Below are 20,876 nucleotides of genomic sequence, written 5' to 3'. Positions count from 1 at the left end.
AAAATTGAAAATTAGTGCATGCTATGGAGAAGGAGGTGCTACATCGTGAAAAAACAAATTATACTCTCTCTTCTCACTCTTTCCTTATTTGCAGGCTGCCAATCAACTAATAAAGCCGAAATGGAGCGTGAAGAAGGAAGTCGTGTTCTTGTTTCCAACAAAAACGACATGTATCATACGGAAAATACAAATACACGGCTCACAAGGGTGGGCTATTCATCTAAACAAAAACATGAAGTATCTAACAAACAAGTAGGCGCCATTAACCGTGAGAAAGTCGCTGAAATGATTACAAGCATGACAGTCAAACTTCCTGACGTCACCAATGCCGCTACACTCGTTACCGACGACGAAGTGTTCGTTGTATACCGTGCAAACACAACGGATCCAAAACTCGTAACAGATCAAGTATATAAAACTGCTTTGTCCATCGTTCCTCGCTATTATAAAGCATATGTATCAACAAACCAAAAGTTGATTTCTCAAATTCAAGGTCTTCAATCTGGTAGCTTAAACGATAAAGAATATGAACAAAGTCTTGATATGTTAAAACGTGAAATGAGCGATAATCCTCATTTGAACAATACGGGGGATCAAACTTTGAATGATATGATTAAAAAATAAAAAGGTGGAGAAAACCTCCACCTTTTTACTATTTCTTACGATCCGCATAAACCTCCATCGCATCACACATAAACTGCGCTAAACCTTCACCAAACTTATCAATATTTTTCGTAAAACGCTCATCAGCAACATACATTTGACCGAGTCCCTTAAAGGCCTCTAATGAATATTCACCGAAGTTTTGCAAGTAATCGTACCATACCTCGATTGCGGATTGCGCCTCTTTAGAATCAGGTGCTCCATTTCGAATTGTTGCTAGATTTCTGTAAATATTATTAAACTCCTCCTGTTTCTCTTTAGACATCCCCTTCGCTGTTTTATTCGCTTTATCTACAGCCTCATCTCCCCATCGTTCACGTGCTTCTTCTTCGTACGGATTATGGCTGAAATCGAAGCCTTCAAATTTCTCTTTATTCGTCATTTCAATCTCTCCTTTTGTATGCTGAATTGTTTTATTAATCGTCGCTATCACCTTATCTAACCTGGCACGCTTTTCAAGAAGCATTTTCTTATGAAGCTGTAGCGCTTCTTCATGATCAAATGATGGACTCATGATAATTTCTTTAATCTTCTTCAAAGGGAAGCCTAGCTCTTTAAAAAATAAAATTTGCTGCAGTGTCTCTAAATTTTCATTGGAATACAGACGATATCCAGACTCTGTCGTCTCATCTGGGGTTAACAACCCAATTTCATCGTAATGATGCAGTGTGCGCACACTAATCCCAACTAGATTAGCTACTTCTTTTACCCTCATTGTCATGCGTATCTCCCCCTTAATACATACGATAAAGTATGACGCAACGTTAGAGTCAATAAGTAAATTCATTTATCTCTAAAAGTTTCATCTCTCCCATATTTCATGCATAATAGATATGTACATATATTAGAAAGCGGTGAAAGTATGGTTTCAAATACTGTAATTGCCAGCATCATATTTCAACTCGTTGTTTCGGTTCTGGTCCCAATTATTGTACTCGTTTATTTCCGTAAAAAATATAATATTAATTGGAAAGTGGTCGGCGTTGGTGTTCTTATCTTTATTGGATTTACCCAAATTCTCGAAACACCGTTCCACCTATTTATACGTGGTAATCCAGCAATCGCTCCATTTTTAGAAAATCCGTATGTCTTTGCAATTTATGGCGGACTAACTGCTGGTATTTTTGAAGAATTAGGACGCTTCATTGCCTTCTTCTTCCTACTAAAAAAATATCTAGAATATAAAGATGGCTTCGCTTATGGAATTGGTCATGGCGGGATTGAATCCATTTTAGTTGGCGGATTCTCTGCATTGCAGACACTTATATTCGCTAATGCTATTAACAATGGTAGCTTCGCTCAAATGGCAGAAAAACTACCACAATTAAATCTTGTAAAGGATATGTTAATAGAACAACCTGCTTATTTATACTTACTTGGTAGCTTAGAAAGAATTATGGCACTCGTTCTGCAAATTGCCTTCACAATGCTTGTCGTATACGCGGTAAAACAAAAGAAATACATCTTCCTCGTATACGCTATACTATTCCACGCACTTGTAGACTTTTTCGCAGCACTTTACCAAACAAAAATGATTAACATCTTTGTAGCAGAAGGAATTACTCTTCTCTTCGCGATTGGTGGTTTCATTCTTATTCGTAAAATGAAAGAGAAATTAGTAAGTGTGCCAGAGTAAAAAATAACCCACCAGTTGGTGGGTTATTTTTTATATGGATTGTCATAATGATGATAGCTTTTTCCCCCTTGTAGTTCCCTCTTTGTTTCCGCATCTATGACGATGTACTTATGAAACTCTTCTACCTCATTTTGAGTAAAAGAAGCAAAAAAGTACACTTGGCGATCAGGGTGAACGAAAGAATCGTCCATCGTCATTTTACTGTGACAGTCGGCATTTGTTTTTTGCCTAAAAATAAATTCCTCATCAGCCACTTCTTTAAATGAAACTTTTTTACGAACGCTATACGCTGCATTTTCATATTCTTTATAAATTTTCTTATCTAACTGTTCATAAAACACATCCTCACTCACAAATGATTTATTTCGATTGCTTGGATAGTTTAATTTTGTATTCGATTCTGCATATGTTGTGGACAAGTGTATAAAAAAACAAAGACCGAATATAATACATATCATTTTTTTCATCATTACACCTCAAATGTTCATTTATCCACATTACTTTTCCACATAATTAGATCACTATTCCGTTTCCAATAAAAAGGAATTTTTTCCACATTTGTCGAAGTATATAGCGTCAACTTGAAAGATGGGGATGAATTATGAAGAAAATTATTGTAATACGACATTGTTCCGCAACTGGACAAAAACGTGATGCCGAATTAACGTTTGCCGGAAAAGATCAAGCTAACACCCTTGCTACATTCCTCTTAGAAAATCAGCTACAAATAGATTATATTATTTCGAGCCCATTTGTCCGAGCTATCGATTCCATTCGGCCCTATGCGATTCAAGCTAACCTATCTATCGAAGAGGATGAACGATTAGCTGAACGTATATTAAGCAACGTTCCGATGGATGATTGGATGCAAAAACTAGAATCTACTTTTACAAACATAGATATTGCCTTTTTAGGCGGAGAGTCAACAAAACAAGCAACGGACCGTGCTATATCGCTTATCCAAGACGTTTTAAAGTCAAACCATACTACAACACTACTCGTTACACATGGAAACTTACTTACGCTCATTTTAAAGCACTTTGATCGTACGATCGGCTTTCATGAATGGAAAACTTTAACGAATCCTGATATTTATGAAATTACACTTGATGAACAATCTATCATAAAACGATTATGGGAAGCGCCATCCAAGTAATATCCCTTTCCAATACATTCAGTTGACACCGCGAGGAGATATGGTAGAACTGCAGTAAACATAGAGAGGGGTATCATTCAATATGTACGAAGACGTACTTTCTTTACTACATAAAACAAATGCTTCTTATGAAAAATTTGAACACGAACCAGTACTTGACTATGAAACAGATCGTATCGTTCGTGAAAGACTTGGTTTGCAAGGCACTCCAAGTAAAAGCTTATTTTTAAAATCAAAATCCGGGGAGCATTACGTATTCTTTACGTTAGAAGGCACTCGCCTCAACCGAGGAGAGATGAAGGAAATAACAGGAGAGAGCTTATCTCTCTGTTCTCCTAATGAGCTAAGAGAAGAGACTGGTTGCACTCCTGGATGTGTAGCTCCTTTCGGTTATTCACAAGATGTAACGATTATTGTGGACAGTTCAATTTATACTTACGATAAAATTTTAATTACACCTGGTGTACCTGAATTTACAATTGAATTATCCACAGAGGAATTAAAAAAGATTTTATCCACATGTCAAAATAAAGTTTTAGAGTATAAGAAAAAAGAGAGCTAATGATTAGCTCTCTTTTTTCATTATTTCGCTTCTGCTACTTTTTCTTTTGCAGAACGTACTTGCTCGTCCGCATGATAAGAAGAACGTACAAGTGGGCCAGCTTCACAGTGGCTAAATCCTTTGCTAAGTGCAATTTCTTTTAGCTCTGCAAATTCTGCTGGTGGGTAATATTTAATAACTGGTAAATGCTTCTTAGATGGTTGTAGGTATTGTCCAAGAGTTAAAATATCCACATTGTTTGCACGTAAGTCATCCATTGCTTCAATTAAATCTTCTCTCGTTTCACCTAAGCCCAGCATAATGCTCGATTTAGTTGGAATATCAGGCTGCATTTCTTTTGCTCGACGTAAAAACTCTAATGAACGGTCATATTTTGCTCTAGCGCGAACTCGGTTAGATAATCGACGTACTGTTTCAATGTTATGGTTCAAAATATCTGGTTTTGCATCCATTAACATTTTTAAGTTTTCTTCTACCCCACCCATATCAGATGGTAATACTTCGATAGACGTGAATGGATTTTCACGACGTACAGCGCGTACTGTTTCAGCAAAAACAGCTGCTCCGCCGTCCTTTAAATCATCACGTGCAACCGCTGTTATAACAACGTGCTTTAAGCCCATTTGTACTACAGAATCTGCTACGCGTTCTGGCTCTTGTAAATCAAGCTCAGTTGGTAAGCCTGTTTTAACCGCACAAAAACGACAAGCACGTGTACAAACCGCACCTAAGATCATAAATGTTGCTGTTTTCCTTACAGCCCAGCATTCATGAATATTCGGACATTTCGCCTCTTCACAAACTGTATGAAGATTCTTAGAACGCATCATTTTCTTTAAGCCTGTATAGTTTTCATTCGTGTTTAACTTAATTTTCAACCATTCGGGCTTGCGCTTATACTCTGTTTGTTTTGTCATGGTTATCAACTCCGCACAATATGAAATAGTTTACCGTGTTCGCTTCTTTCAATGTAACATATCTATTCTAACGTATGAAAGCGATTTGCTCAAATGAAGATTCTAAGATTTTTTCCAATCGTTCCCTATAATGAAATACTCCGTATATCCCACACTAAAAAGAGTGATGTTGTGAAAGGAGTCTATTTCATGCTTCGAAAAATTTCTCTTTTGCTTTCGATTTGCTTTCTTCTCCACCAAAACATCGCTTACGGTGAAGATAATCAGCAAAGCATATATGAAAAGCGCATGGCACTATATAAAGAAACTGAGCAATCTTCCGGTATTCCGTGGTATTACTTAGCCGCAATGGATCAATACGAAAGAAACATACGGAGCGTAAGAAAAGATATTCCGAAAAAACCAGATGCCATCATTTCCCTTTATTTCAAACCTGAAATATGGGCTGGACCTGTTAATAGTAATGATACTCTCCCCCATACAATTTCTCTATTTGGCGGAATGGGTTTAGATGGTGACAAAGATGGATTTGCAAATGCAAATAACGACCGTGATCTTCTGCAGACAGCAGCAACCATTTTAAAGAAACAAGGAACGTCGGAAGACCGTATTAACATTATGCTTTGGGAATATTATAGACGTGCAAAAACAGTTGAATTAATTACAGAATACGCCCGAATTTATAAACATTATGGACGCATTAATTTAGAAGGCAATGCTTTCCCTCTCCCGATTCGCAGTGACCATAGCTATCGTAGTACTTTCGGTGCTGGTAGAAGCTTTGGCGGCAGGAGGATTCATGAAGGAACCGATATTTTCGCTGGATATGGCGTACCAGTACGATCAACTTGCTATGGCGTTATTGAAACAAAAGGATGGAATCGTCTTGGTGGATGGCGCATTGGTATTCGTGACCTTCATAATAATTACCACTATTACGCTCATTTAGGCGGGTTCTCTAAAGAAATACAGCTCGGACAAATTGTCGAACCAGGAAAAGTAATCGGATTTGTCGGTAGTACCGGCTACGGTCCTCCTGGTACAGCTGGAAAATTCCCGCCCCACTTACATTTCGGCATGTATAAAGACAATGGCTATACAGAATGGGCTTTCGATCCATACATGCATTTAAGCCTTTGGGAACGAAAAGAACGAGCAAATACAAAACGATAACCGTAGCGAATTGCTACGGTTATTTTTATAAATATAAATCAATAGAACACTACTGACTAATTATCCGTTTTCTTTTTATCTGGTACAACAACTCCCCCGCTTCCGTAATAAGTAGGCACTTCACCTTGAACGATGCGCGTCGCAATCGGAATGTTTTGCTTCACCTTAATTTCTTTCGTGCGTAACGGAATCATAACTTGTAACGTCACTTCCACTTCCATAATAATTTTGATCGCCGTATTATTAATTCCTTGCGGCTCAACTAATTGTTTAATATCCGTATTCACATGACCAATTGGCGTAAAATTAATCGGAATATCCGGTCCTATATTACCAAGAAGCGCATTATCAGTTATGCGCCCAAAAGGAACTGACATAGATACCCCATTCTCTTCAAAAATACCAAGTGCTTTCGTATCCCCTTTTTCTACTTGTTGTAAATATTTTTCTATGTATGCAGTAGTCGATGTTAATATTTCATTTACTTGTTTTGTATTTAAATCAATTGTAGATACTTTCCCGTTCCTATCCGTTTGCACTTTCATTAATGAATCTACATCAAACCCTTCATTAATTCGGTCTTTTACCGCTTTCGTCATAACTGCTGTTGCCATTTTATGAGTCTCTGTTTCCCCATATTTAATTAACGTTGGCTGAATACTTTTATTTACAATCCATAAACCTTGAACTACCATTACGATAAAAAGAATAAATGAAATAAGCAGTATATACCGAAAGGAAATCGGTCCCCTTCGAAACCGCGAATTTTTCGAACGAAATATGCCCATAAGAAAACCCTCCTTCTTATATTATTTCTATGCAAGAAAGAGGGACGATATATGCTTATCTCATTTTTAATAGTGCATCTTTTCCGATTGTGCCTACCGGAATACCTAAAGCTTCGGCTCCAGTCGTTACTGATTCCAGCGGTGCTTCAAGAAGTTGTTCAATCGTTCTTACACCAACCGCACGGCCAGCAATAATTCCTCGATCACCTAACTTCTCATTTAGAAGACCTACATCTAAAGCACCGCACATAATATATCCTTTATCGCTCATTACAGCTAGCAAATTTGTCTTTGGAAGTTTTACGCTAACAGCAATGAACGTATAGTTATCAATTATAATTGGCTCTACATTAACCATAGTTCACACTCCTCTCTTTCTTATCTTTATGACAAGAGAAAAATGAGTGTTACAAGTTAACTAGCCTATAGTTTGACTGAAGATGTATAAGTTATCAACATGTCTGTTAGTACATCTCTAAGCAATTCCGGCATATAATATTGTTTGTCAGAAAGTGTGGATAGCTCTGGGTATAAGTATCCGAATGTAAACATATCAATCGTTCCTACCGTATATATCCGGTCTAATTCCAGCGATTCGCCGTTAATCAATACATCTTCTAGTAAAATTTTATTCCCTGGAATCGTATCTGGAATCACTTCCAAACCATCGTAAATCATTTTCCCCATTACTTTTCCACGAAATCCGAATCCTTTTACCTCAAGATTCTCCATATTCGGGCGGCGCGCTTTCAAAATAACTTCTCTTAACGTTTTCCCTGGTACTTTTAATAGACATGGATTAATTGGATGTGGACAAATCCGATGAATATCTCCGCGCGTCACAATACCTTCATTTAATCCCTCAAGAAGTACACCAGCATTCACCATCCCAACATCGGCATTACACCACTCTTTAAGTGCACTTGCCAACATATGAGAAAACGTCGTCTCCTTAAACCAATCAACCGGCAATGATTCTTTTAAATGAACGACAGGCTCAGCCATTATCTGTTTACTTTCTTCCTTTAGCATTTCAATTGTGGATAACGGCTCGCTATAAGCACCTAACCGTTCTGTCTTAATCGCTCTACCGTCTTTTTTCAACAATCTCTTCGTCTCTTTATCCACAGTAAGCTGAACGTGACCAACGTAATGTCCCCACTTTTCACAACAGCAAAGCAAAGTATTATCCACAAGAACACCGCGCTCAAATAAATGATGCGTATGTGCCCCTAAAATAACATCTATATCATAATGCTCCGCCATATACTCATCCATACTTTTTCCAAGATGAGAAAGCACAACAGTAATATGAGCTGTATCCTTAACTTCTTCTAAAATAGACTCTAAATGGATGATCGGATCTTCAATATGCCAGTCTAGCATATGATAAAACTCTGGATAAGCTACCGTTAATCCAATAAAGGCAATCGTAATCCCATCTGTCGTTGTATGTAATTTATAAGGCTGCGCCCACGCTGGACGTAAACCTTCTTTTTCAAATAAATTCGCTACAAGCACCTCAAAACCAGCATCATCATATAGACGATTCAAATGCTCTTTCGCCAATGTAATTCCTTCATTATTTCCGATCGTTACATAATCATATAGCGCCTCATTTAATAATTTTGTATTCCCAAGTCCATTTGTCGCTTCCGAAATACTATGAAAACGATCCACATGATCGCCAATATCCACAGTTAAGACAGTCTCTCCCGCTTCCTGTCTTCGCCTTTTCTCCCCTTGTACAAACCGAGAAATTTGCGGCCAATTTTCAAAATGACTATGTATATCGTTTGTATGATAAAGGTGGATGATTGTTTCTTTATTTATATTCAGAGAAAAAACCTCCTCTCAGTTCCTTACTGCCATTTACGCTATACGTACGCAATAATCCTGTAAATACTTTTCGTCTTTTCTTGCTATTCTACATTGTACTCGCATTATAAGAAAAAGCCAAAGATTGCCCTTTTAATATGGAGAACTTTATATTACTTTTTCTAGTCTGTTGATTAGTTTGAGGGGGAATTTTTGTGAAATGATTCTAGTTGGTGGGGGGAGGAGATTTGTCAGTATCTTTGTCTTACTTCCATATAGGTGCTCCTCTCGTATTTAAATGTTGAGGGGGATATGAGGGATTTCCTTTGTCTTACTTTGTCGACAAATCGATATTCCTTGTCCAACCGCTGATATATTGAAATAATCGCCGATATATTCCGAGTTGTGGTCGATATATTTCATTAAACACCTACCCGGTTATCTTACAGCCGAACCCGAATATACAACATAAAAAAGCGCCCTGCACAGCAGGGCGCTTTCTTCATACATATATTATCCAGTTCCAGCGGCTAGACTGTTCGGTGGCCTCACTTCTTCCTATGAGGCAAAAAGCGCCTCTACGTCAGAAGCTCCATCCCCCTCACATTCTGAACGAGCCGCTTCCACTTTAAATATGTCCAGCTTCGTCTCCTAGGCCCTCATGTCTAAGAACCTTCCGCACCAGAAGATAAAAAGCATCTTCTGTGCGAAAGAACCTTAGCCAACGGGTCTGAACAGTCGGCTCCGCATTTCTATTTAACCGATAGAACCTTCCATCTCAAACTTGATTAGACGGTTCATTTCAACTGCGTATTCCATTGGAAGTTCGCGAGTGAATGGCTCGATGAAGCCCATTACGATCATTTCTGTAGCTTCTTGCTCAGAAATACCGCGGCTCATTAGGTAGAATAATTGTTCTTCTGATACTTTAGATACTTTCGCTTCGTGCTCAAGTGAAACGTAATCGTTTTTGATTTCGTTGTAAGGAATTGTATCAGATGTAGATTGGTTATCCATGATTAACGTGTCACACTCGATGTTAGAGCGAGAGTTTTTCGCTTTTGGTCCGAATTGTACGATACCACGGTAAGTTACTTTACCACCATGCTTCGCAATCGATTTAGAAACGATTGTTGAAGACGTGTTTGGTGCTAAGTGAATCATTTTCGCACCAGCATCTTGGTGTTGGCCTTTACCAGCAATCGCGATAGATAATGTTAAACCACGAGCGCCTTCGCCTTTTAAGATAACTGCTGGGTATTTCATCGTTAATTTAGATCCGATGTTACCGTCAATCCATTCCATCGTTGCGTTTTCTTCACAAACCGCACGTTTTGTAACTAGGTTGTATACGTTATTCGCCCAGTTTTGGATTGTTGTATAACGGCAATATGCATCTTTCTTAATGATGATTTCTACTACCGCACTATGAAGTGAGTTAGTCGTGTAAACAGGTGCTGTACAACCTTCTACGTAGTGTACGTGTGCGCCTTCGTCTACGATGATAAGCGTACGCTCGAATTGTCCCATATTTTCAGAGTTAATACGGAAATACGCTTGAAGTGGTGTATCAACTTTAATACCTTTTGGAACGTAGATGAATGATCCACCAGACCAAACTGCAGAGTTTAATGCAGAGAATTTGTTGTCTGTTGGTGGGATTACTTTTCCGAAATGCTCACGGAAAATATCTTCGTTCTCTTTTAATGCGCTATCTGTATCTTTGAAGACGACTCCTAGATCTTCTAGGTCTTCTTTCATGTTGTGGTATACAACTTCAGATTCGTACTGTGCAGATACACCAGCTAAATATTTTTGCTCAGCTTCAGGAATACCTAATTTATCAAATGTCGCTTTAATTTCCTCAGGTACTTCATCCCAAGACTTCTCAGATTTCTCAGATGGTTTTACGTAGTACGTAATTTCATCGAAATCTAAGTCGTTTAAGTCGCCGCCCCATTGTGGCATTGGCATTTCATAGAACTTATCCAGTGATTTTAAACGGAAGTCTAACATCCACTGTGGTTCTTCTTTCATACGTGAAATCTCTTCAACGATCTCTTTTGTTAAACCGCGTCCAGCACGGAAAATCGAAACGTCTTTATCCTTGAAACCATATTTATAATCGCCGATATCTGGCAGTTGCTTCGCCATGTTGGTGTGTCCCTCCTTATATAACCTCGTTTTTAGGAACCTTTAACATTACTTATCTTCGTTTAAGCCCTTTTCTAACGCTTTCCACGCTAATGTTGCACATTTAATACGTGCCGGGAACTTGCATACGCCTTGTAATGCTTCAATATCTCCTAAATCAATGCTGTCATCATACTCTTTTCCTAGCATCATGTCAGAGAAAATTTTAGAAAGCTTAAGAGCCTCTTCAATTTTCTTTCCTTTTACTGCTTGTGTCATCATTGAAGCTGAAGACATTGAAATTGAACATCCTTCGCCTTCAAACTTCGCTTCTTGTACAATACCCTCTTCTACTTTCATCGTAAGTTGAATACGATCGCCGCAAGTTGGATTGTTCAAGTTAACGGTAACACTATCTTCTAACACGCCATGGTTACGAGGATTTTTATAATGATCCATAATAACTTGACGATATAACGTATCTAAATTATTAAATGACATTTGTGAAATACTCCTTTGTCTTGATTAGTGATTCAACAAATGTATCAATTTCTTCTTTTGTATTATATAAATAGAAGCTCGCACGTGCTGTAGAAGAAGCTTTTAGCCACTTCATAAGCGGTTGTGCACAGTGATGTCCTGCGCGAACCGCAATGCCTTCTACATCTAATACAGTTGCTACATCGTGAGGATGTACGTCTTCAATATTAAATGTAACTAGACCAGCGCGATGCTTTGGACCATAAATTGTAACGCCATCTACTTCTGATAGTCTCTCTAAAGCGTATTGCGCTAATTCATGTTCATGCCTTTCAATATTATGAAGACCGATTTCTTCTAGGAAATCAATTGCCGCACCAAGTCCGATTGCATTACCGATAATCGGTGTACCTGCTTCGAACTTCCACGGAAGCTCTTTCCAAGTAGACTCTTGTAAGTCTACGAAATCAATCATTTCACCACCAAATTCAATTGGTTCCATATTGTTTAGCAATTCTTTCTTACCATATAATACGCCGACACCTGTTGGTCCGCACATCTTATGAGCAGATAATGCGTAGAAATCACAGTTTAAATCTTGTACATCCACTTTCATATGAGGTGCACTTTGTGCTCCATCAACGATCATGATTGCACCGTTTTCATGTGCGATTGCTCCGATTTCTTTTACAGGGTTAATCGTTCCAAGTACGTTAGAAACGTGCATGATAGAAACGATTTTTGTATTCGGTGTAACTGTTTGACGAACATCTTCTAAAGAAATTGTACCGTCTAGTTGAAGCGGAAGGTATTTTAAAGTTGCACCAGTTTTCTTCGCAACTTGTTGCCACGGAATGATGTTACTATGGTGCTCCATGTAAGAGATGACGATTTCATCGCCTTCTTTTACATTATCAAGACCATAACTAGCTGCTACTGTATTTAATGCAGTTGTCGTTCCGCGCGTGAAAATAATCTCTTCCATTGATTTCGCATTAATAAACTTGCGAACTTTCTCACGTGCACCTTCATACGCGTCGGTAGCTTTCGTACCGAGCGTATGAACACCGCGATGCACGTTAGAATTATATTCTTTATAGTAACGTTCTAACGTTTCAATGACTTGAATTGGTTTTTGAGAAGTTGCTGCACTATCGAAATATACAAGTTGTTTGCCGTTCACTTTTTGATCAAGAATTGGAAACTGTTTGCGTATTTCATGAATATTCATTAGCGAACTTTCCTTTCAATTACCTCAACAAGCTGTGCCTTTACTCCTTCAATTGGAAGCTCATTTACTACAGGTGCTAAGAATCCATGGATGACTAAACGTTCTGCTTCGCGTTTTGGAATACCACGGCTCATCAAGTAGTATAATTGGTACGGATCTACGCGACCTACTGAAGCTGCGTGACCTGCCATTACATCATCTTCGTCGATTAAAAGAATTGGGTTTGCATCACCGCGAGCTTTTTCATCTAACATAAGAACGCGAGAAGATTGTTGTGCATTTGATTTAGATGCACCGTGTTCAATCTTACCAATTCCGTTAAAGATAGATGTTGCACTATCTTTTTGTACACCGTGTTTTAAAATCCAACCTTCAGAGTGTTTACCGAAGTGAACAACTTTAGTTGTAAAGTTTTGTGTTTGGTTACCACGACCAATTGTTACTGTTTTTGTATCAGCATATGATCCGTCGCCCATTAGATTCGTAACGTTCTCTGAAATTGTGTTTCCGTCATTCATAAGGCCTAGAGCCCAATCAATGCGGCCGTCGCGTCCAACAATTCCGCGGCGGTTAACGTAAGTTGTTACGTCTTTTGCTAATAGATCAACCGCACCGAATTTCACTTGTGCGCCTTGTTCCACGATTACTTCTGCTACGATATTTGCAATACCTTTAGCATTTTCATTTGCAACGTAGTTTTCTACATATGTTGCAGTACTGTTCGCATCAGCTACGAATAATACGTGGTTATATACGTTAGCTTCTTCGCCGTCTACTAAGAATACAGCTTGAAGTGGAGTTTCAAGAACAACGTTTTTCGGAACATATACGAATGCACCGCCGTTGATTAATGCAGCATGAAGTGCAGTTAGACGATGCTCGTCTACTTTCACGCCGTCTTTCATTAAGTACTTTTGTACTAATTCAGCATGCTCTGTTGCAGCTGTTACGATGTCTGTAAAAATAACACCTTTTTCTTTTGCTTCGTCTGCTAAAGAAACGAAAGCAGTTGTACCAGTACGTTGTACTAATACGCTGTTATTTTCATCGATTAAGTTTTTCACTGCTTCTGGAAGCTCTGTTAAAGAACTTACAGGCTCTTGCTTAGCAGCGTCGCCTTTTCCGATAAAGTCCCATTTTTCAATTTTCGTTTTATCAGGCGTTGGCATTGGAAGTTCAGTTGCTTGTGCAAGAGCTTGTAAGCGGAACTCAGTCAACCAAGCAGCTTCGTTTACTTCGCTTGCGCGCTGACGGATTGTTTCTTGATCGAAAGGTAATGTACCGATTGTCATGTTTATGCTCCTCTCTTACGCTTCTTGCTCTGCTGTTTCGTCTTCAATACCTAATTCTTTTTTAATCCAGTCGTAACCTTCAGCTTCTAGACGTTGTGCAAGCTCAGGGCCACCAGATTTAACGATACGACCGTTCATCATAACGTGAACGAAGTCTGGAGTGATGTAGTTTAATAAACGTTGGTAATGCGTAATCATTAGGCAACCGAACTCTTCGCCGCGCATTTGGTTGATACCTTTAGATACAACTTTTAATGCATCGATATCAAGACCTGAGTCGATTTCATCTAAGATTGCGATTTTTGGCTCAATCATCATTAATTGAAGAATTTCGTTACGTTTTTTCTCTCCACCAGAGAAACCTTCGTTTAAGTAACGTTGTGCCATTTCTGGATCCATTTCTAGGAATTCCATGTTTTTATCTAAAGTACGGATAAATTTCATAAGAGAAATTTCATCGCCTTCTTCACGACGTGCATTAATTGCAGAACGTAAGAAGTCCGCGTTTGTTACTCCGCTAATTTCACTTGGATATTGCATTGCTAAGAATAGACCTGCTAGCGCACGCTCATCTACTTCCATTTCTAATACATCTTCACCGTCGATGATGATGCTACCTTCTGTTACTTCATACTTTGGGTGACCCATAATCGCAGAAGATAAAGTTGATTTACCTGTTCCGTTAGGTCCCATAATTGCGTGGATTTCTCCACCTTTTACTTCAAGGTTTACACCTTTTAAAATTTCTTTGCCATCGATTGATACGTGTAAGTCTTTAACCGTTAATGTAGAACCAGCCATCTCAATACCTCCATTAATCCTCTATATACATTTTAAAAATTACTAAAACGTTCATATTCTCATTTTATTCTCATTCTAATCTTATAGCAAATAAAATGATATCGCAAACACTAAGAAAATGTAACAATTTTTTCACAAATGTATATAAGTATTTCCTTTACATCCTCTTATGATACACCTTTCTTCTTATATATATAAAGAAAAAAGGACTGGGTTATTCCCAGCCCTTTCCAGCACCTATTCGTTCACAGGAAGTACAGCACCTTTATATTCTTTGTTAATAAAATCTTGAATTTCTTTTGAATGTAGCACTTCTACTAGCTCTTTAATTTCTTTTTTCTTCTCGTCACCTTTACGAACTGCGATAATATTTGCGTAAGGAGAGTCTGATCCTTCAATTGCAATTGCATCCTTTGTTGGATTTAATTTCGCATCAATTGCGTAATTTGAATTAATAAATAAAGCATCACCTTCATTGTTTTCGTACAGCTTCGGTGAAAGTCCAGGTTCTACATCTGTTTTAAACTTTAAATTTTTCGGATTTTCTACAACATCTTTTACTGTTGCTTTAACAACATCTACACCGTCTTTTAATTTAATAACGCCGCCTTTTTGTAACAATGCGAGCATACGGCCACGCTCCGCTACGTTATTACTCATAATAACTGTTCCGCCATCTGGAAGTTCTTTTAAGCTTTTATATTTCTTAGAATAAATGCCCATTGGCTCTAAATGAATTTTTCCTGCATTTACAATTTTGTATCCTTTTTCTTGAATCTCTTTATCTAAATAAGGGATATGTTGAAAATAATTTGCATCGATTTCTTTATCAGCTAATGCCTTATTTGGTAAAACATAATCCTGGAATTTTTTTATCTCTAACTTAATGCCCTTTTTCTCTAATATTGGCTGTGCCTTTTCTAAAATAACAGCGTGCGGTATATTAGAAGCGCCAACGACAAGCTTATTCTCATCTTTCCCCCCGCAAGCAGCTAATGTAAATACAGACAGTGCTGTAACAACTGACAATAAAATCTTTTTCATATGATGTCCCCTTCTCCCCTATAGTTATGTAGTAAAAAAAGGACCGGCATACACCAGCCCTTTTTCCGCAATTATTCTTTTACAGGAACAACTGCCCCTTTATATTCTTTAGTAATAAAGTCTTCAATTTCTTTAGAATGCAGTACTTCTATAAGAGCTTTAATCTCTTTTTTATCTTTATCGCCTTTACGAACTGCTACTACGTTTGCGTATGGAGAATCATTTCCTTCAATTGCAATCGCGTCTTTTTCTGGGTTTAATTTCGCATCAATTGCATAGTTAGAATTAATTAGAACCGCATCGCCTTCTTTATTGTTATACACTTGTGGCAATAAACCAGGCTCGATATCTGTTTTGAACTTTAAGTTTTTCGGATTATCCGCAATATCTTTTGGAGTTGCTTTAACTGGCTCTACTCCGTCTTTAATTTTTAAAATGCCTTCTTTTTGTAAAATTGCTAAACCACGACCATGATCAGTAACAGAATTACTCATAATAATTGTCGCCCCGTTTGGAAGTTCTTTTAAGCTCTTATATTTTTGAGAATACACACCAATCGGTTCTAAATGGATTTTTCCTGCTATTTCAAAATCATATTTCTTATCTTTGATCTCTTTTTCTAAATACGGAATGTGCTGAAAGTAGTTTGCATCTAATTCTTTATCTGCTAACGATTTATTTGGTAATACGTAGTCTTGGAATTTTTTAATTTCTAACTCAATTCCTTTTTTCTCAAGTAACGGTTTTGCCTTTTCTAAAATTTCAGCGTGCGGTACGTTAGAAGCACCAACAACAAGTTTCTTTTCATCTTTATCTTTCCCGCCACAAGCAGCTAACCCAAAAATTGAAGTTGAAATAAGTGCTGTAAGTAATAATTTTTTCATTTGAAATATCCCCCTGTTTTCATTATCTTTTATCTATTCGAGTCGTTAAACTATCACCAATCCACTGAATTAAAAATACAACGAGTAATACACAAATTGTCGCAACGATTGTTACATCGTTATTTCCACGCTGGAATCCCTCTAAGTAAGCAAGTGTTCCAAGACCACCAGCACCAACAACACCTGCCATTGCTGTATAGCCTACTAAAGCAATAGTCGTAACCGTAATACCAGATACTAACGCTGGTAACGATTCTGGAATTAACACCTTCAAAATAATTGTGCTTGTTTTTGCTCCCATCGCTTTTGAAGCTTCAATTACACCTTTATCAATTTCACGAAGTGCGATTTCAACCATTCTCGCGTAAAACGGTGCCGCTCCAATAATTAAAGCTGGCAGCGCTGCACTCGCTCCGAGTATTGTTCCAAGAAGAATCTTTGTGAACGGGATTAATAAAATAATTAAAATGATGAACGGTATAGAACGGAAAATGTTTACGAACGCTCCAATCACCGTATTAATCGCTTTATTTTCCCATAAATTATCTTTCGCTGTCATAAAGAGTAATAGTCCTAAAATAAGTCCTAAAACAAATGTGGCAAGCGCTGCGATTGCCGTCATATATAACGTTTCACCAGTTGCTTCTAACATTTGATTCCAATCAATATTTGCGATTAACTTATCCATGTGCAATCACCTCCAGCTCTACTTGATCTTGATGAATCCCTTCTATTGCTTGCTGGATCGCTGTTTCTTCACCATTTAAATGAACGACTAAACTTCCGTAAGAGCCGTTATTCGTTTGCGCGATATTTCCTTGCAAAATGCTAACTTCTATATCACCGCGCTGCATTAACCTTTGAAGTACCGGTCTTTCTACCGCTTCACCGACAAACTGCAAACGAATTACTTTTCCATCTGGATACTTTTCTATTAAACTTTCAATCGTTTCATTCGTATCTTCAGAATCAGTTAACTGCTGTACAAATCGTTTTGTAATGTCTTGCTTTGGATTACGGAATACGTCAAGTACTGGACCCGTTTCTACGATCTTCCCTTTCTCCATTACAGCAACTCGATTACAAATTTTGCGAATAACGTGCATCTCATGCGTAATCAATACAATTGTTAAGCCGAGACGCTTATTAATATCTAACAATAAATCTAAAATTTGATCTGTCGTTTCCGGATCAAGAGCTGACGTTGCTTCATCACATAAAAGTACTTGTGGATTATTTGCTAACGCTCTTGCAATCCCGACGCGCTGCTTTTGTCCACCACTTAGCTGAGATGGGTACGCGTCTCCTCTTCCTTCTAATCCAACAAGATGAATTAACTCATCGACACGTTTTCTTCTCTCCGCCTTATCGACACCTGCAATTTCAAGTGGGAATGCGATATTTTCACGCACAGTTCGTGACCAAAGTAAGTTGAAATGCTGAAAAATCATTCCGATTTCTTGTCTTGCCTTACGAAGTTCATTTCCAGTAATCGCTGAAATCACACGATTCGCAATTGTAATTTGGCCAGAAGTTGGTTTCTCTAACTGATTAAACAATCTGATTAACGAACTTTTCCCAGCGCCACTATATCCAATAACACCAAATATTTCGCCTTTCTCTATTTGTAAGTTGGCGTTATCTACAGCAGTGACATCACCGCTTTTTGCCTTATATATTTTCTTTACATTTTCTAATAAAATCATGATGTTCACCCCTTTTTTAAATAAAAAGCGCAAGCGGCTCGCTTAGAACAAGAGGGCGTTGGAATCCCAGACGTAGAGGCGCTTTTTGCCTCATAGGAAGGGATGAAACGACCGACTGTTCTAGCCGCTGGAGCTAGATTTCATAAAACTTTGGATAGACTCCGCATTTTTTTATTTTTCATGCGTGTAGTCCATCGTTATAGCTCCTCTTATTATTTGAATTTCCTCCGCATTCAAACAACAAAAAACCTTTCCGCTTCTAGAGAAGCAGAAAGGTTTATATGCGTATATAACAACATTATCCCTCTCTCTCATCTCTCAAAGCATTTGCTTTGCAGGAATTGGCACCATTTCAACATAAGTTGACGGTTGCCGGGCTTCACAGGGCACAGTCCCTCCACCTCTCTTAATAAGAGAAATCAGATTAAATTTTCGTCTGATTTAAAATTTATGAAATTGTCTATATTTTATGAATTGAATTGTATCAATATCCACACGCTCTGTCAACAGAAATTTTCGTAAAAAAAGAAACTTCAGAATTTTAAGCTCCGACTGACATCGGTTTACATATATGAAACATCGATTCAACTAATAACATCGTTCGATACGTTCCAGAATATTGTACCCGTCCATCACTCATTAACTTTTGCAACCTCATATTTCCAGTCACTAATTTTTGTACATCCTCTTCCTCTAAACAAACGATTTGTTCCGTTCCTCTCGCCTCTTTCAAAAGTTCTATATAATCTCTTGAAATTTGTAACGAACAGCATTCATCTCCAAAACGAAAATTAACAGTTCTTTCTCCTTGCCTTAAAAGCGGTTCTAAATGATATTGACCATTAGCGTAATTTACAAATGATTGAAGCAAAGAATATAATTTCATCCTAAACCACATCCCTCATATCACTTTCTATTACATACCATTCCCTCTTATTAAAGGGCAATCCTGTTATTTTCGCTCGACAAATACTGTATCTATCACGCATGTCGACATATTTCCCAAGAAATATGTCGAGGCGGCAAAAACTTTGCCGCCTACTTTAATTCCGTATATAAATATTCAACCGAATGAAATGCATATATTTTCTTCATCAGTGTCCCATTTTCAAAAATAAGTAAACACGGTACACTTTCTATCCCATACTCTTTCGCTAAATGCGGGGCATAATTTAAATCTAACATTCCAATTTTCAAATCTTCAATCGTCATCTCAACGACCGTTAACATCTTCTTTGCCAATTGGCATGTTCCACACATTGGTGTATACACATATAACACTGTTTTTTCTTCATTTCCTATTAGGGCTGTAGCTTCGGCACCTGTCCAATCAATCACTTCTATCATTCCTTACCGTAAATATTCTGTATAAACGTCAATGTCTGCTCCCCATAATACATTTGCTAAATGTGAAGAAGGTGCAGTCGCCACCTCGCGATACGAGCGATCAATATAAATATGCTCTGCTTGCGGAAATTCTTTTCGGAATTGTTTCCTTAACTTTTCTCCTGCATCATCAGCATCCACTAGCACATATACGTCCTTATCAAAAAATTGATCAATGAGCTCATCCATTTTCGACAAACCAATTGTACCATTTGTACAAACAATTTCCACTGGTTCACGAATAATAGATTCAATCTTTCTTCTATCCGATTTACCTTCTACAATAATGACTTTTTCCACATAAATCATATGTCATCACCCGATCACCATATACTATACAACCTTTAACTTAGTATATAGTATATTCGTTATTTTCATGTTGTTTCCTGTTTATTTTTGCAAAAGAAAAGCGCAAGCGGCTCGCTCAGAACAAGAGGGCATTGGAACTCCTGAACTAGAGGCGCCCTTTGCCTCAAGTGAAGGAGTGAAATGACCGACTGTTCTAGCCGCTGGAGCTAGACAAAGAAAAGCGCAAGCCGCTCGTTCAGATTGTGAGGGGGATGGAGCTTCTGACGTAGAGGCGCCTTTTGCCTCACAGGAAGACGCGAAGCCACCGAACAATCTAGCCCGCTGGAGCTAGACAATGAAAACCGCAAGCGGCTCGCTCAGCATGAAGCCTCCATGAAAAAAGTTTTTCAAAAACGTTCTCCTACATAATAATTAATATATATGTTTTTAAATTCATTATGTACACAACATAAAAAAGGACAGCACAAAGGCTGTCCTTTTTCTTCGACTATAATTAGTCTTGGTTTGTCATTTCTGCATATTTTTCTGCAGTTAATAACTTCTGAACTTGGCTTGCATCAGAAAGTTCAACTTTAACCATCCATGCACCCTCGTATGGAGATTCGTTAACTAGTTCTGGTTGGTCACTTAATTCTTCGTTTACTGCTACAACTTTACCACTTACAGGGGCGTATAACTCAGAAACTGTTTTAACAGATTCTACACTTCCGAATGGCTCGTCAGCTTGGATTGTTGCACCTACTTCAGGAAGTTCAACGAATACGATATCGCCTAACTCACCTTGCGCAAAATGAGTAATACCGATAACAACCGCATTACCTTCTGTTTTTACCCATTCGTGTTCTTCAGAGTAACGTAAATTATTTGGAATGCTCATGACTGTACCTCCAGTGAATG

Annotated in this window: 24 protein-coding genes and 1 riboswitch; of the genes, 5 read left to right on the top strand and 19 right to left on the bottom strand. The window is 38.0% G+C overall.

All coding sequences use genetic code 11. The features are described from left to right. The first annotated feature begins 45 nt into the window (after positions 1–45). Complete coding sequence (locus tag MR066_RS16385; protein WP_002015915.1) at positions 46–624, top strand: YhcN/YlaJ family sporulation lipoprotein; 579 nt, start codon at positions 46–48, stop codon at positions 622–624. A 28-nt stretch (positions 625–652) separates the two neighbouring features. Here the strand turns inward: MR066_RS16385 and MR066_RS16380 are convergent, their stop codons facing one another. Then, complete coding sequence (locus MR066_RS16380) at positions 653–1,384, bottom strand: MerR family transcriptional regulator (protein ID WP_061673664.1); 732 nt, start codon at positions 1,382–1,384, stop codon at positions 653–655. Between the two features lie 99 nt (positions 1,385–1,483). On the opposite strand from MR066_RS16380, the gene MR066_RS16375 reads away from it, so the two are divergent. After that, positions 1,484–2,299: a YhfC family intramembrane metalloprotease gene (locus MR066_RS16375; RefSeq protein ID WP_242247747.1), complete on the top strand. Its 816-nt coding sequence runs from the start codon at positions 1,484–1,486 to the stop codon at positions 2,297–2,299. Positions 2,300–2,322: 23 nt separating this feature from the next. On the opposite strand, the gene MR066_RS16370 is transcribed toward MR066_RS16375, so the two are convergent. Further along, positions 2,323–2,766, bottom strand: coding sequence for a hypothetical protein (locus MR066_RS16370; RefSeq protein WP_242247746.1), 444 nt, complete (start codon positions 2,764–2,766; stop codon positions 2,323–2,325). A 134-nt stretch (positions 2,767–2,900) separates the two neighbouring features. Between MR066_RS16370 and MR066_RS16365 the strand changes: the two genes are divergently transcribed. Both MR066_RS16365 and MR066_RS16360 read left to right on the top strand, forming a co-directional pair. Next, the gene (locus MR066_RS16365) at positions 2,901–3,455 is read left to right on the top strand and encodes a histidine phosphatase family protein (protein ID WP_242247742.1); all 555 of its coding nucleotides are present in this window, start codon (positions 2,901–2,903) and stop codon (positions 3,453–3,455) included. An 82-nt stretch (positions 3,456–3,537) separates the two neighbouring features. Further along, positions 3,538–4,017 (top strand): YbaK/EbsC family protein, encoded by a 480-nt coding sequence (locus tag MR066_RS16360; protein ID WP_002034581.1) that lies wholly within the window; start codon positions 3,538–3,540, stop codon positions 4,015–4,017. Positions 4,018–4,037: 20 nt separating this feature from the next. Here MR066_RS16360 and lipA read toward each other — a convergent pair whose 3' ends face one another. Beyond that, entirely contained in the window at positions 4,038–4,934 is an 897-nt protein-coding gene (gene lipA, locus MR066_RS16355) for a lipoyl synthase (protein ID WP_002015922.1), read from the bottom strand. A gap of 189 nt (positions 4,935–5,123) precedes the next feature. On the opposite strand from lipA, the gene MR066_RS16350 reads away from it, so the two are divergent. Further along, entirely contained in the window at positions 5,124–6,107 is a 984-nt protein-coding gene (locus tag MR066_RS16350) for a M23 family metallopeptidase (RefSeq protein WP_088040370.1), read from the top strand. A gap of 56 nt (positions 6,108–6,163) precedes the next feature. Here the strand turns inward: MR066_RS16350 and yunB are convergent, their stop codons facing one another. From yunB to gcvH, 16 genes are all read right to left on the bottom strand, one after another. Then, on the bottom strand, positions 6,164–6,895 hold the full coding sequence (gene yunB, locus MR066_RS16345) for a sporulation protein YunB (RefSeq protein WP_088040371.1): 732 nt from the start codon (positions 6,893–6,895) through the stop codon (positions 6,164–6,166). A gap of 55 nt (positions 6,896–6,950) precedes the next feature. After that, on the bottom strand, positions 6,951–7,253 hold the full coding sequence (locus tag MR066_RS16340) for a YunC family protein (protein WP_002015926.1): 303 nt from the start codon (positions 7,251–7,253) through the stop codon (positions 6,951–6,953). A 65-nt stretch (positions 7,254–7,318) separates the two neighbouring features. Further along, positions 7,319–8,710 carry a bifunctional metallophosphatase/5'-nucleotidase gene (locus MR066_RS16335; RefSeq protein WP_313954333.1) on the bottom strand — a complete coding sequence of 464 codons (1,392 nt, stop codon included), beginning with the start codon at positions 8,708–8,710 and terminating at the stop codon, positions 7,319–7,321. A 759-nt stretch (positions 8,711–9,469) separates the two neighbouring features. Next, on the bottom strand, positions 9,470–10,867 hold the full coding sequence (sufB, locus tag MR066_RS16330) for a Fe-S cluster assembly protein SufB (protein WP_002015928.1): 1,398 nt from the start codon (positions 10,865–10,867) through the stop codon (positions 9,470–9,472). Between the two features lie 48 nt (positions 10,868–10,915). After that, the gene (sufU, locus tag MR066_RS16325; protein ID WP_002089369.1) at positions 10,916–11,347 is read right to left on the bottom strand and encodes a Fe-S cluster assembly sulfur transfer protein SufU; all 432 of its coding nucleotides are present in this window, start codon (positions 11,345–11,347) and stop codon (positions 10,916–10,918) included. Further along, entirely contained in the window at positions 11,337–12,557 is a 1,221-nt protein-coding gene (gene sufS, locus MR066_RS16320) for a cysteine desulfurase SufS (RefSeq protein WP_242247741.1), read from the bottom strand. Before sufS ends, sufU begins: the two co-directional genes overlap by 11 nt. Continuing rightward, complete coding sequence (gene sufD / locus MR066_RS16315; RefSeq protein ID WP_002089372.1) at positions 12,557–13,849, bottom strand: Fe-S cluster assembly protein SufD; 1,293 nt, start codon at positions 13,847–13,849, stop codon at positions 12,557–12,559. The genes sufS and sufD overlap by 1 nt, the downstream gene beginning before the upstream one ends. Positions 13,850–13,864: 15 nt before the next feature. Then, positions 13,865–14,650 carry a Fe-S cluster assembly ATPase SufC gene (gene sufC, locus MR066_RS16310; protein WP_002034576.1) on the bottom strand — a complete coding sequence of 262 codons (786 nt, stop codon included), beginning with the start codon at positions 14,648–14,650 and terminating at the stop codon, positions 13,865–13,867. Between the two features lie 237 nt (positions 14,651–14,887). Then, positions 14,888–15,694, bottom strand: coding sequence for a methionine ABC transporter substrate-binding lipoprotein MetQ (gene metQ / locus MR066_RS16305; protein ID WP_002089377.1), 807 nt, complete (start codon positions 15,692–15,694; stop codon positions 14,888–14,890). Positions 15,695–15,765: 71 nt separating this feature from the next. Then, the gene (gene metQ / locus MR066_RS16300; protein ID WP_002015935.1) at positions 15,766–16,578 is read right to left on the bottom strand and encodes a methionine ABC transporter substrate-binding lipoprotein MetQ; all 813 of its coding nucleotides are present in this window, start codon (positions 16,576–16,578) and stop codon (positions 15,766–15,768) included. A 22-nt stretch (positions 16,579–16,600) separates the two neighbouring features. Beyond that, the gene (locus tag MR066_RS16295) at positions 16,601–17,266 is read right to left on the bottom strand and encodes a methionine ABC transporter permease (protein WP_002129754.1); all 666 of its coding nucleotides are present in this window, start codon (positions 17,264–17,266) and stop codon (positions 16,601–16,603) included. Next, on the bottom strand, positions 17,259–18,284 hold the full coding sequence (locus MR066_RS16290; protein ID WP_098786210.1) for a methionine ABC transporter ATP-binding protein: 1,026 nt from the start codon (positions 18,282–18,284) through the stop codon (positions 17,259–17,261). Before MR066_RS16290 ends, MR066_RS16295 begins: the two co-directional genes overlap by 8 nt. A 308-nt stretch (positions 18,285–18,592) precedes the next feature. Continuing rightward, a riboswitch (SAM riboswitch) is annotated at positions 18,593–18,700 on the bottom strand. 125 nt (positions 18,701–18,825) lie between these two features. Further along, entirely contained in the window at positions 18,826–19,170 is a 345-nt protein-coding gene (locus MR066_RS16285) for a hypothetical protein (protein WP_002015939.1), read from the bottom strand. Positions 19,171–19,322: 152 nt separating this feature from the next. Beyond that, positions 19,323–19,631, bottom strand: a complete 309-nt coding sequence (locus tag MR066_RS16280; protein WP_002015940.1) for a thioredoxin family protein — start codon at positions 19,629–19,631, stop codon at positions 19,323–19,325. A gap of 3 nt (positions 19,632–19,634) precedes the next feature. Next, on the bottom strand, positions 19,635–19,979 hold the full coding sequence (locus MR066_RS16275) for a toprim domain-containing protein (RefSeq protein ID WP_000640865.1): 345 nt from the start codon (positions 19,977–19,979) through the stop codon (positions 19,635–19,637). 493 nt (positions 19,980–20,472) lie between these two features. Continuing rightward, entirely contained in the window at positions 20,473–20,856 is a 384-nt protein-coding gene (gcvH, locus tag MR066_RS16270; RefSeq protein ID WP_242247739.1) for a glycine cleavage system protein GcvH, read from the bottom strand. Between the last annotated feature and the right edge of the window lie 20 nt (positions 20,857–20,876).

The organism is Bacillus cereus group sp. BfR-BA-01523, from assembly GCF_022662615.1.
Classification (GTDB): Bacteria; Bacillota; Bacilli; order Bacillales; family Bacillaceae_G; genus Bacillus_A; species Bacillus_A mycoides.
This window is presented reverse-complemented; position numbering and strand designations above follow the sequence as displayed.

Coding starts and splice junctions, on each gene's coding strand:
- MR066_RS16380 (WP_061673664.1), bottom strand. CDS start 1,384: ATGACAATGAGGGTAAAAGAAGTAGCTAATCTAGTTGGGATTAGTGTG.
- MR066_RS16375 (WP_242247747.1), top strand. CDS start 1,484: ATGCATAATAGATATGTACATATATTAGAAAGCGGTGAAAGTATGGTT.
- MR066_RS16370 (WP_242247746.1), bottom strand. CDS start 2,766: ATGAAAAAAATGATATGTATTATATTCGGTCTTTGTTTTTTTATACAC.
- MR066_RS16365 (WP_242247742.1), top strand. CDS start 2,901: ATGAAGAAAATTATTGTAATACGACATTGTTCCGCAACTGGACAAAAA.
- MR066_RS16360 (WP_002034581.1), top strand. CDS start 3,538: ATGTACGAAGACGTACTTTCTTTACTACATAAAACAAATGCTTCTTAT.
- lipA (WP_002015922.1), bottom strand. CDS start 4,934: ATGACAAAACAAACAGAGTATAAGCGCAAGCCCGAATGGTTGAAAATT.
- MR066_RS16350 (WP_088040370.1), top strand. CDS start 5,124: ATGCTTCGAAAAATTTCTCTTTTGCTTTCGATTTGCTTTCTTCTCCAC.
- yunB (WP_088040371.1), bottom strand. CDS start 6,895: ATGGGCATATTTCGTTCGAAAAATTCGCGGTTTCGAAGGGGACCGATT.
- MR066_RS16340 (WP_002015926.1), bottom strand. CDS start 7,253: ATGGTTAATGTAGAGCCAATTATAATTGATAACTATACGTTCATTGCT.
- sufB (WP_002015928.1), bottom strand. CDS start 10,867: ATGGCGAAGCAACTGCCAGATATCGGCGATTATAAATATGGTTTCAAG.
- sufU (WP_002089369.1), bottom strand. CDS start 11,347: ATGTCATTTAATAATTTAGATACGTTATATCGTCAAGTTATTATGGAT.
- sufS (WP_242247741.1), bottom strand. CDS start 12,557: ATGAATATTCATGAAATACGCAAACAGTTTCCAATTCTTGATCAAAAA.
- sufD (WP_002089372.1), bottom strand. CDS start 13,849: ATGACAATCGGTACATTACCTTTCGATCAAGAAACAATCCGTCAGCGC.
- sufC (WP_002034576.1), bottom strand. CDS start 14,650: ATGGCTGGTTCTACATTAACGGTTAAAGACTTACACGTATCAATCGAT.
- metQ (WP_002089377.1), bottom strand. CDS start 15,694: ATGAAAAAGATTTTATTGTCAGTTGTTACAGCACTGTCTGTATTTACA.
- metQ (WP_002015935.1), bottom strand. CDS start 16,578: ATGAAAAAATTATTACTTACAGCACTTATTTCAACTTCAATTTTTGGG.
- MR066_RS16295 (WP_002129754.1), bottom strand. CDS start 17,266: ATGGATAAGTTAATCGCAAATATTGATTGGAATCAAATGTTAGAAGCA.
- MR066_RS16290 (WP_098786210.1), bottom strand. CDS start 18,284: ATGATTTTATTAGAAAATGTAAAGAAAATATATAAGGCAAAAAGCGGT.
- MR066_RS16285 (WP_002015939.1), bottom strand. CDS start 19,170: ATGAAATTATATTCTTTGCTTCAATCATTTGTAAATTACGCTAATGGT.
- MR066_RS16280 (WP_002015940.1), bottom strand. CDS start 19,631: ATGATAGAAGTGATTGATTGGACAGGTGCCGAAGCTACAGCCCTAATA.
- MR066_RS16275 (WP_000640865.1), bottom strand. CDS start 19,979: ATGATTTATGTGGAAAAAGTCATTATTGTAGAAGGTAAATCGGATAGA.
- gcvH (WP_242247739.1), bottom strand. CDS start 20,856: ATGAGCATTCCAAATAATTTACGTTACTCTGAAGAACACGAATGGGTA.